Genomic DNA, 11602 nt, shown 5'->3' with positions numbered 1-11602 from the left:
ATTAGAAATTCGCATTTACTCCAAACAAGAATGTTCTTGCTCTTGGGTATACATTATTATCAATTCCGTTGAATTTCTCAGGATCTAAACCATTGTATTTTGTTAGAATGAAAACATTCTGAACACCAGCTGTAAATCTTAAAGTAGCAGCTTTTATGATTGTTTTATCTAAAGTATATCCAAGTGTAATGTTATCTAATTTGATAAAAGAAGCATCTTTTACAAAATAATCAGACAAGTAACGTGATGTACCATTATCTTCAAAAGTAAAACCAGTATTATAGTAATCTGAACTTACGTTAGACAAATCAGTTTGTCTTCTTAATCCAGCATCAGAATAACCTAAATTAGAACTTACGTTATCAAAAATTTTGTTACCAACACTTGCTCTCCAGTTCATTGTAAAGTCAAACTTTTTGTAGTTTAAGGTAGAAAACAAACCAAAAGTATAATCCGGAGCCGCTTTTCCAGCTCTGTAACGGTCACCTGTATCAATTTTTCCATCTCCGTTTCTGTCTACATAAGCACCTGCAATTGGTCTTTTATTTGCATCGTATAATTGCTCATATACAAAAAATGAATTTGGCGAATATCCTACTGAGTTAATAAGGATTTTATTTCCGTTTCCACCAGCGATATTATCTCCGGTTAAATAACCTTGAAAACCAGGAACCGTAATTCCTAATTCAGAAATATTCTGATCGATATAAGTAGTATTAAAAGCTACGTTCCAAGTCAAATTATCGTTTTTAACAATATCAGAAGCAATACTAAATTCAACCCCTTTTGTTCTTACACTACCAATATTAAAGAAACCTTGATTTCTAAGATTCGCACCATCAGGAACTGCAATATCAGCTAATAAATCTGATGATTTTTTATCAAAATAGTTAATAGATCCAGTAATTCTGTCATTGAAGAATCCGTAATCGATACCAACGTTAGATTCAGTCAATTCTTCCCATTTAATATTTTCGTTATATCCTTCTGGTCTTGCAGTTGAATATATTGTGTTACCAAAAATATATTGCGAATTAATTGTTCCTAAAGTTACTCTGCGTAAATAATCATACTGAGCCGAGATATCTTGTTGTCCGGTAGTTCCGTAACCAACTCTTAATTTTAAAGTAGAAACAGTTGAATTACCTTTTAAGAAAGCTTCTTCAGACAAATTCCATGCAAAAGCACCTCCTGCAAAATTTCCCCATCTGTTATCTTCAGAAAAACGAGAAGTTCCGTCTCTTCTGTAATTTAAAGTCAATAAATATCTACTGTCATACCCTAAATTCAAACGTCCGAAGAACGATTGTAAATTAACATCCGGATCTGTAGCAACATCCTCATTAGGATTTGGCTGTCTGATTTCTCCAGATGAATATTTTTCTTTTTGAAACAATTGGTAGTTATAACCTGCAGTTGCATCAATTTTAATTTTCCCAATATCTTTAGTATAATTAAAATAAGCATTTAAGTTTTTATTCTGAAGCGCATCAGTATAATTAGAGTAGTTTCCTAAATTTACATAACCCGGATCGCTAAATGCTTTTGGCTGATATCCTAAAGCACTTTGAGTACTTACTTCAGTATATCCGCTACTGTCAAATCTATCGATACCTGCCTCAGCAACAACTCTTAAATCTTCAAAGAAATGAAGTTTATAATCTACTCTAACATTCCCCCATTTTCTGGTAGAAGTAGCTCTTCTGTTATCCTGGTTTAATCTTGCCACAGGATTTCTTGCCGGTAATAAAGGTAAGTTTCCGCTTGGCTCTAACCATTCAAAATATCCTCCATAACGAGAACCCGCCTGATAAACAGGTTGTGTTGGGTCAAACCCAATTGCGCTTCCAATAACTGCACCTTCATCCTGAAATTGGTTTTTACCAAAAGATAAATTTCCGCTAATATCAATTTTTAAGTGATTATCAAAAAGAACCGGATTTAACGATATCGATGTCGTAGTTCTTTCAAAAGAAGTGTTTCTAAGGATTCCTGGATTATCAACATTTCCAACAGATAAACGTACAGGCAATTTGTTAAACAAAGAACCGCTTACAGATATATTATTGTTTGTTGTCAAGGCTGTATGAAAAATTTCATCTTGCCAGTTTGTATTTGCATTCCCCAATAAAGCCAGTTGAGCTGCAGAACCTTTAGTTTTTACTAACTCTCTGTATTGATCAGCATTCATTACATCAACTGTATTTGCTACTGTATTAATACCAACCTGAGAACTAAAGTTTACTTTTACACCACCTTTTGATCCTTTTTTAGTAGTAATTACGATTACACCATTTGCAGCACGTGACCCGTAGATCGCAGCAGCAGATGCATCTTTAAGAACTGTAAAAGATTCAATATCATTAGGATCAATTGTAGATAAAATACTTGTAGCACCACTTGGTACAGCATTACTTAACGGAAGTCCGTCTAATACAATTAATGGTTCGTTTGAAGCATTTAAAGAAGATCCTCCACGAATCCTGATATCTGCTTTAGCACCCGGAGCACCTCCTCCAGTAACATTAACACCCGAAATACGACCGCTAATTAAACTCTCAGGAGTAACATTGATTCCTTTATTAAAGTCTTTTGCTGCAATTTGAGATACAGATCCTGTAGCATCTTTTTTCTTAACAGTACCGTAACCTACTTGTACCACAACTTCCTTAAGTTGATTCGTATCTTCTTCTAAAGAAACGCTTAATGTTTGTTGACCGTTAAAAGTTACAGTTGACGTTTTGTATCCAATAAAAGAAACAAGGATTTTGTCTCCATTTTTTAAATTAGATAACTGAAATTTACCGTCAAAATCTGTTGATGTTCCGCCTGGAGCACCTTGTACACTTACATTTACCCCCGGGATTGGTTGTCCCGTTGCCTGGTCGGCAACTGTTCCTTTTAAAGTACTTTGAGCTAGTACAGTAAACGGTAACAGTAAGAATAAAAATAACAACTTTTTATAAATTGTTTTCATACTTTTTGTTTAAATTAGTTTGAGTTTTTGATTGTTAGTTAAGTTTTTAATTTTACTTCGAATTTCAAAATTAGGAATTTATTAACACGACCAACCAGTTACAATTTATATTGGATTACGAAAACGTGATAGTGTTGAAAACTTTCTATATTTTGTAATCTTTTCAGTCAAAAAATGACAAATCAAAAAATAAAAGATACCTTTATTAATAATTAGATTTTTTTCAATAATAACTATGAAACGCAAAATAACCTTAAAACAGATTGCGAAGGAACTTGACGTGTCTATTTCAACTGTCTCAAAATCACTTAGAAACAGCCTCGAAATAGGAGAAGAAACCCGTCTTAAAGTGCAAGCTTTCGCAAAGTTTTACAACTACAAACCCAACAATATTGCTCTTAGTTTAAAAAATCGAAAAACCAAAAGTATCGGTATTATTATTCCGGAAATTGTACATTATTTTTTCTCCACAGTAATCAACGGAATCGAACAGGTTGCGAACGAACATGGCTACAGCGTTGTCATATGTTTATCTGACGATTCATTTGATAAGGAAGTCCTAAACATGGAAATGTTAGCCAACGGAAGTATCGATGGCTTTATCATGTCACTCTCTAAAGAAACCCAATACAAAGGTGATTTCCACCACATTACCGAAGTCATAAATCAAGGAATGCCGGTTGTAATGTTTGATCGTGTAACCAATGATATTTTATGCGACAAAGTTATTATCGATGATAAAGCGGCTGCATATGAAGCGGTTCAGAGTTTGATTGACAATGGTCGAAAAAAAATTGCTCTAGTTACCACTGTTGATTATGTAAGTGTTGGAAAACTGAGAACAGATGGTTACGAAAAAGCACTATTAGACAACGGATTACCATTTAATGAAGATTTAATTATCAAAATTGAAGATGTAGATACTTGCGAAATCACTATTAGCCAACTTTTACACGACCGGGCTTTTGATGCTGTTTTTGCTGTAAATGAGCTTTTTGCCGTAACAATTATCAAAACTGCCAATAAAATGGGGCTTAAAGTTCCAGAAGATCTTGCCGTAATTGCTTTTACTGACGGAATCATCTCTAAATATTCAACGCCAAGTATTACAACAGTAAGCCAGAGTGGGGAAAAAATGGGAAATAAAGCAGCTAAAATGCTGATAGAAAGACTCGAAGAAGAACACAATGACGACGAAGAAGAAAACGAAAACTATACTACCGAAGTTATAGAAACGCATCTTATAAAAAGAGAATCTACTGACTAATTTTCTTAAAATCAAACACATTCTAAAGCCATAAATAATATTTGTGGCTTTTTTGTTAGCATATATCTAAAAATAATTTATACTTTTACCGCCGTCAAAGCTTTTACTTTTACTTCGAAAAAAACAGTAAGTTTTGATAAGCAAAGCGCTTATCGTCTAATTAATTCTTTAATTACGATAATGGAAAAGCGTAAATTAAGTTTCTGGGAAATTTGGAACATGAGTTTCGGGTTCCTGGGAATACAAATGGGGTTCGCACTTCAAAATGCAAATGCCAGCAGAATTCTTCAAATTTTTGGTGCCGACGTACATGAATTATCATGGTTCTGGATTATTGCTCCTCTTATGGGATTAATAGTGCAACCGGTTATTGGTCATTACAGCGATAAAACCTGGGGACGATTTGGCAGACGAAAACCGTTTTTTCTAGTGGGCGCTATTTTAGCATCTGTAGGATTAATTTTAATGCCACAAGCTAATATTTTCATTTCAGTATTACCTGCCTTGTGGGTTGGAGCCGGAATGTTAATGATCATGGATGCCTCTTTTAATATTGCCATGGAGCCTTTTCGTGCTTTGGTTGGTGATAATTTAAGAACAGATCAGCGTACTGCCGGTTTTAGCATTCAAACTTCATTAATTGGTTTTGGTGCTGTAATTGGTTCCGCTTTGCCTTATGTTTTAACCAAGTATTTTCATGTCTCAAACAGTACAGTTCCGGGAAGTGTACCGCTAAATTTAACACTTTCTTTTATCATTGGAGCTGCTGTTTTAATAGGTTCTATTCTGGTAACCCTGTTTACAACAAAAGAATATTCACCAGAAGAATTGGCTAATTTTGAAGATCCTCAAAGTGAAGTTGATGTTCCTACTGAAGAAAAATCGAAACTGACAGACATTTTTACAGACTTTGCAAAAATGCCAACAACAATGCGTCAGCTAAGTTGGGTACAATTTTTCTCCTGGTTTGGATTATTTGGTATGTGGGTTTTTACAACTCCGGCTATTGCACATCACATTTACGGATTGCCTTTAAGCGACACTTCAAGCCAGCAATATCAAGATGCCGGAGATTGGGTGGGAATTCTGTTTGGAGTATACAACTTAGTTTCTGCTATCATTGCACTGTTTTTCCTGCCTTATATCGCTAAAAAAATCGGACGAAAATCAACTCACGCATTTTCATTAATCATTGGAGGAATTGGATTAATCTCTATTTATTTCATGCCAAATGAAGACTGGGTAGTATTGCCAATGATTTTAATAGGAGTTGCCTGGGCAAGTATTCTGGCTATGCCTTATGCAATTCTTGCGGGATCAATTGCACCTAAAAAAATGGGCGTTTACATGGGTATTTTCAATTTTTTTGTTGTAATTCCGCAAATTGTAAATGCACTTATTGGAGGTCCAATTGTAAAATACCTTTATAATGGCGATGCTATTTACGCCTTAATTACAAGTGGAGTCAGCTTTTTAATCGCTGCTCTTTTAGTCTACAAAGTAAAAGATGTAGACGATACTATTCAAAAATAATAAAGAAGAATTTCTCAAATAATGAACAAAAAAGCATTCATCTTCGACCTTGATGGCGTAATTGTCGATACCGCTAAATACCACTTTTTAGCGTGGCAAAAAATCGCTCAATCATTAAATATAAATTTTACACACGAACATAACGAATTACTTAAAGGTGTAAGTCGCGTGCGTTCGTTAGATATAATTCTTGAATTAGGAAATGTTCAGGCTTCGCAGGAAGAGAAAGACAAATGGCTGATTCAAAAAAACGAAGATTATTTATCTTATTTAGTTGACATGGACGAAAGCGAGATTCTTCCTGGAGTTTTTAAAACCCTACAACTATTAAAAGAAAAAAATCAGGGAATTGCGTTGGGATCTGCGAGTAAAAATGCCCGACCAATTCTTGAAAAAACAGGAATTCTTTCGTATTTCGATGTTATTGTTGACGGAAATGACGTTACCAATGCAAAACCAGATCCTGAAGTTTTCCTGAAAGCGGCTCAATTATTAAACATTGATCCAAAAAATGCAATAGTATTCGAAGATTCTGTTGCCGGAATTCAGGCGGCAAACATAGCAGAAATGGTAAGTGTAGGAATTGGTGAGGAAACAATTTTACATGAAGCTGATTATATTTTTAAAGATTTTACCGAAATCGACTCAAGTTTTATCGAGAAACTAATCGGTTAGTGAAGAATGTGGCAATGTGTCAATTAGAAAATGAGATAATTCTACAAACTTGAATTATCTGTTTAACTAATTATCTAATTGGCTAATTTAAAATCTGGCAATTTGATAATTAGATAATTCACACAATTTTGAATTATCTAATTAAAGAAAGCAATTTTTAAAAATAAAATCATCAATTAAAAAGTAAAATAGTACAACAACGAGCAATTAAGATAGAATAAAATCAGAAGCAGCCGAAGACAAGTAATTATCAAATTGGCACATTTTCTAATTGACACATTTTTCTAATTGCCCAATTATCTAATTAAAGAAGAAATGAATCAAGATTATATAAAACCAGACAATTGGTCCATCATAGAAGAAGGATTTGATGTAGAGAGAGTAAAATCGTCTGAAAGTCTTTTTAGTATCGGGAACGGTGCTATGGGACAACGTGCCAATTTTGAAGAAACATACTCTGGCGAAACTTTTCAGGGAAGTTACATTGCCGGAATTTATTATCCGGATAAAACTAAAGTGGGCTGGTGGAAAAACGGATATCCAAAATATTTTGCAAAAGTATTAAATGCTCCTAACTGGATTGGAATTGACGTTGAAATCAATGAAGAAAACCTTGATTTAAATACCTGTACAGAGGTTAGAAACTTCCGCAGAGAACTGAATATGAAAGAAGGATGGTACAATCGTTCTTTTGAAGCTACGTTGAAAAACGGAACTGAAATTGCCGTAAATGTTCGTCGTTTTCTTTCTTTGGATCTGGATGAAACAGGAATCATCAAATTTGATATTACGCCTTTAAACAAAGACGCAAAAATTGTTTACAAACCGTATGTTGATGCAGGTGTAACCAATGAAGATGCCAACTGGGAAGAAAAATTCTGGGAACCTCTTGAAGTAAAAAAAGGTACAAACGAAGCTTTTGTAACTGCTCAAACGTTTAAAACGCATTTTAAAGTTACGACTTTCATGCACAATACGATTTTTGCAAACGGAGAAAATGTAAATATTTCGCCTTCTACAATCGATTCAACATCAGATAAAGTTCAGTTTACTTACGGCACTATTATCGCAAAAGGACAAACCTCATCTATTCAGAAAATTGGTGGATATACCGTTTCTTTAAACCACGATAATACTTTGGCTGCAGCCGAAAAAGTAATTAAAACTGCCCTTAATTTAGGATACAATACTTTGCTTCAAAATCAAATTGATGCATGGGCAAAAATCTGGGAAATGTCAGATATTACCATTGATGGCGATGTAAAAGCGCAACAAGGAATTCGTTTCAATATCTTCCAATTAAACCAAACCTATTTAGGAAAAGATTCTCGTTTAAATATTGGACCAAAAGGTTTCACCGGAGAAAAATACGGCGGATCGACTTATTGGGATACTGAGGCGTATTGTATTCCGTTTTATATGGCGACAAAAGACCAACAAGTTGCGCGTAATTTATTGACGTACCGTTTCAACCAATTAGACAAAGCGATCGAAAATGCGAAGGATAATTTAGGTTTCAAAAACGGAGCAGCATTGTACCCAATGGTTACCATGAATGGTGAAGAATGCCACAACGAATGGGAAATCACACACGAAGAAATTCACAGAAATGGTGCGATTGCTTTTGCAATTTATAACTATTACCGTTTCACCGGAGATTACTCTTATATTCCTGAAAAAGGATTGGAAGTTTTAATTGGGATTGCGCGTTTCTGGCATCAAAGAGCTTCTTTCTCTAAAGAAAAAAATCAATACGTAATTCTGGGCGTTACAGGTCCAAACGAATACGAAAACAATATCAACAATAATTTCTACACCAATTATATTGCAAAATGGTGTATTGATTATGCCGAAGAACAAATTAAAAAAGTAGCTTCAGAATATCCTGCAGATCACAAACGAATCTTAGAAAAAGTAAATCTTGCCGCTGCTGAAATTCAGGAATGGAAAAAAGTGGCTGATAATATGTATTTCCCAACTTCGAAAGAATTAGGCGTTTATCTGCAACAAGACGGTTTCTTAGACAAAGATTTAGTTCCGGTAAAAGACCTAGATCGTTCGCAAAGACCAATCAACCAGAAATGGTCTTGGGATCGTGTTTTACGTTCGCCTTATATCAAACAAGCCGATGTTTTACAGTGTTTTTATTTCTTTGAAGATCATTTCTCTAAAGAAGAATTAAAACGCAATTTCGAATTTTACGAATCCTTTACCGTTCATGAAAGTTCACTTTCGCCTTGTGTACACTCTATTCAGGCTGCTCATTTAGACAAAATGGATATGGCGTATACATTCTACTTAAGAACTTCACGTCTTGATCTTGATGATTATAATAAAGAAGTCGAAGAAGGTTGTCATATTACCTCAATGGCCGGAACATGGATGAGTATTGTAGAAGGTTTTGGCGGAATGCGTGTTAAAAATGACCAGCTTCATTTTTCGCCTAAAATTCCAAAAGAATGGAAAGGCTATTCTTTTAAAATCAACTTTAGAAATCAAATTCTAACAGTAGATGTAAATCATAATGAAACTAATTTTACTGTAGATGGCGATCAGGATTTAACAATCGTAGTGAACGGAAATCCTGTAACTGTAAGTAAATTTGTGCAAATTAATTAAATTATAATACCCTTAAAACTAAAAAACATGAAAAACTTATTTTTCGCAAGTTTAATCTTGTTTGCTTTTAGCACTATTGCAGAAGCGCAACAATTAAAGTCACCCGAAGGCAAGTTCGTAATGGAATTTTCGCTTCAAAACGACGGAACTCCAACTTATAATCTAAAGTACAAAAATAAAGAAGTTGTAAAAACAAGTAAATTAGGTCTTGAACTTAAAGATGACAAAAAATCTTTATTGAATGATTTTACTGTTGTTGATTCTAAAACTTCCACTTTTGATGAAACCTGGAAACCAGTTTGGGGAGAAGTAGACAATATTAGAAATCATTATAATGAATTGGCTGTTACTTTAAATCAAAAAGGAACGGACAGACATATTATTATCCGTTTCCGTTTATTCGATGACGGTTTAGGATTTAGATATGAATTTCCGGCACAAAAAAATCTTACTTATTTCGTAATTAAAGAAGAAAGATCTCAATTTGCCATGACCGGAGATCACACCGCTTTCTGGATTCCCGGAGATTATGATACTCAGGAATATGATTATACAAAATCTAAATTATCAGAAATCAGAGGGTTATCTGAAAAAGCATATACTGCAAATGTTTCGCAAAAAAACTTTTCACCAACAGGAGTTCAGACTTCTTTGATGTTAAAAACAAATGATGGTTTATACATCAACTTACACGAAGCAGCTTTGATCAACTATTCCTGCATGCATTTGAATCTTGATGACAAAAACATGACTTTCACTTCTTGGTTAACTCCTGATGCAAAAGGTGATAAAGGATACATGCAAGCGCCAAGTCATTCGCCTTGGAGAACAATTATGGTTAGTGACGACGCGAGAGAAATCTTAGCGTCAAAAATGACTTATAACTTAAATGATCCATCAAAAATCGAGAATACTTCATGGATCAAACCCGTAAAATATATTGGTGTTTGGTGGGAAATGATTACAGGAAAAAGCTCTTGGTCGTACACAAACGATTTTCCAACAGTACAATTGGGAGTTTCTGATTTCTCGAAAGCAAAACCAAGCGGAACTCACGGAGCAAACAATGCTAACGTAAAAAAATACATTGATTTTGCTGCTGCAAATGGTTTCGATGCTGTTTTAGTTGAAGGCTGGAACGAAGGTTGGGAAGATTGGTTTGGACATTCAAAAGATTATGTTTTTGATTTCGTAACACCTTATCCTGATTTTGATGTAAAAGGTTTGCACGAATACGCAAAATCAAAAGGTGTAAAAATTATCATGCACCACGAAACTTCAGGTTCTGTTCGTAACTATGAGCGCCATATGGATAAAGCGTATCAATTCATGAAAGACAACGGATATGATGCTGTAAAAAGCGGATATGTTGGAGATATTTTACCTCGCGGAGAAAATCATTACGATCAATGGATTGTAAACCATTATCAATATGCGATTGAAAAAGCAGCTGATTATAAAATTATGGTAAACGCGCACGAAGCAGTTCGCCCAACCGGAATCGCAAGAACATATCCTAACTTAATAGGAAACGAAGCTGCAAGAGGAACAGAATACCAGGCTTTTGGAGGTTCTAAACCAAATCACGTTACCGTTTTACCATTTACACGTTTAATTGGTGGACCTATGGATTACACGCCTGGAATCTTCGAAATGGATATCAGCAAAATGAATCCTGATAACAAATCGCATGTAAACAGTACAATTGCAAACCAATTGGCATTATACGTTACCATGTACAGCCCATTGCAAATGGCAGCTGATACTCCGGAGAACTACAACCGTTTTCCAGATGCATTTCAATTTATTAAAGATGTAGCTGTAGATTGGTCAGAAAGTAAATATATTGAGGCTGAACCAGGAGATTTCATCACAGTTGCCCGTAAAGCAAAAGGAACAAACAACTGGTTTGTTGGAAACGTAAACGGAGAAACAGCTCGTACCTCAAACATTGATTTCAGTTTCCTTGAAAAAGGTAAAAAATACACCGCTACAATTTATGCTGATGCAAAAGATGCGCATTACAAAACAAATCCGCAAGCTTATACAATCAAGAAAATTGCTGTAACAAACAAATCAAAATTATCACAATTATCTGTTCCAGGCGGAGGTTATGCAATAAGCATTATCGAAACTAAATAACACTTTAAAAGCCAGAGCAATAACACTATTATCACTCTGGCTTTTACTTTATCTGAATGCCCTTTAATAATACTTATTCAAGTCTAATGATTAAATACTTATCGATAAGAATTATTGCCTTTATAATTATACTGATTTTATTATCAGAAATGGCATATTATACTTTGCCAAAACGTATTCGAGAAGACGGATATGGTTTTATTGAAGAGATTGATTCATTTTTCAAAATGAGTCTGGCATTCACAATCATTTCATTACTTTTTGTTTTAAATGAAGCTAACAAGTTTAATAAAAAGAACGCTATAATCTTACGAAATTCTGCTCTTGGATTAGCTTGTTTTTTTTCAATACTAACAATCTCACTCGCGATTTTAAATTATATTTATTAA

Annotated in this window: 7 protein-coding genes; 6 read left to right on the top strand and 1 reads right to left on the bottom strand. The window is 34.4% G+C overall.

Features of this window, described 5'->3' with window-relative positions; all coding sequences use genetic code 11:
* Position 1: 1 nt before the first annotated feature.
* Entirely contained in the window at positions 2–2977 is a 2976-nt protein-coding gene (locus tag ASF10_RS01960) for a SusC/RagA family TonB-linked outer membrane protein (RefSeq protein WP_056244698.1), read from the bottom strand.
* 235 nt (positions 2978–3212) lie between these two features.
* Here ASF10_RS01960 and ASF10_RS01955 point away from each other — a divergent pair, with 235 nt between their 5' ends.
* From ASF10_RS01955 to ASF10_RS01930, 6 genes are all read left to right on the top strand, one after another.
* Positions 3213–4244: a LacI family DNA-binding transcriptional regulator gene (locus tag ASF10_RS01955; RefSeq protein WP_056244695.1), complete on the top strand. Its 1032-nt coding sequence runs from the start codon at positions 3213–3215 to the stop codon at positions 4242–4244.
* Between the two features lie 180 nt (positions 4245–4424).
* The gene (locus ASF10_RS01950) at positions 4425–5777 is read left to right on the top strand and encodes an MFS transporter (RefSeq protein ID WP_056244692.1); all 1353 of its coding nucleotides are present in this window, start codon (positions 4425–4427) and stop codon (positions 5775–5777) included.
* Between the two features lie 21 nt (positions 5778–5798).
* On the top strand, positions 5799–6452 hold the full coding sequence (pgmB, locus tag ASF10_RS01945; RefSeq protein WP_056244690.1) for a beta-phosphoglucomutase: 654 nt from the start codon (positions 5799–5801) through the stop codon (positions 6450–6452).
* 315 nt (positions 6453–6767) lie between these two features.
* Positions 6768–9071, top strand: a complete 2304-nt coding sequence (locus ASF10_RS01940) for a glycoside hydrolase family 65 protein (protein ID WP_056244687.1) — start codon at positions 6768–6770, stop codon at positions 9069–9071.
* 27 nt (positions 9072–9098) lie between these two features.
* Positions 9099–11213 carry a glycoside hydrolase family 97 protein gene (locus ASF10_RS01935; RefSeq protein WP_056244684.1) on the top strand — a complete coding sequence of 705 codons (2115 nt, stop codon included), beginning with the start codon at positions 9099–9101 and terminating at the stop codon, positions 11211–11213.
* A gap of 86 nt (positions 11214–11299) precedes the next feature.
* On the top strand, positions 11300–11602 hold the full coding sequence (locus tag ASF10_RS01930) for a hypothetical protein (RefSeq protein WP_131726499.1): 303 nt from the start codon (positions 11300–11302) through the stop codon (positions 11600–11602).

The organism is Flavobacterium sp. Leaf82 (assembly GCF_001422725.1).
Classification (GTDB): Bacteria; Bacteroidota; Bacteroidia; order Flavobacteriales; family Flavobacteriaceae; genus Flavobacterium.
Note: the sequence above shows the minus strand (reverse complement) of the source record. Positions and strands in the feature narration are given on the sequence as shown.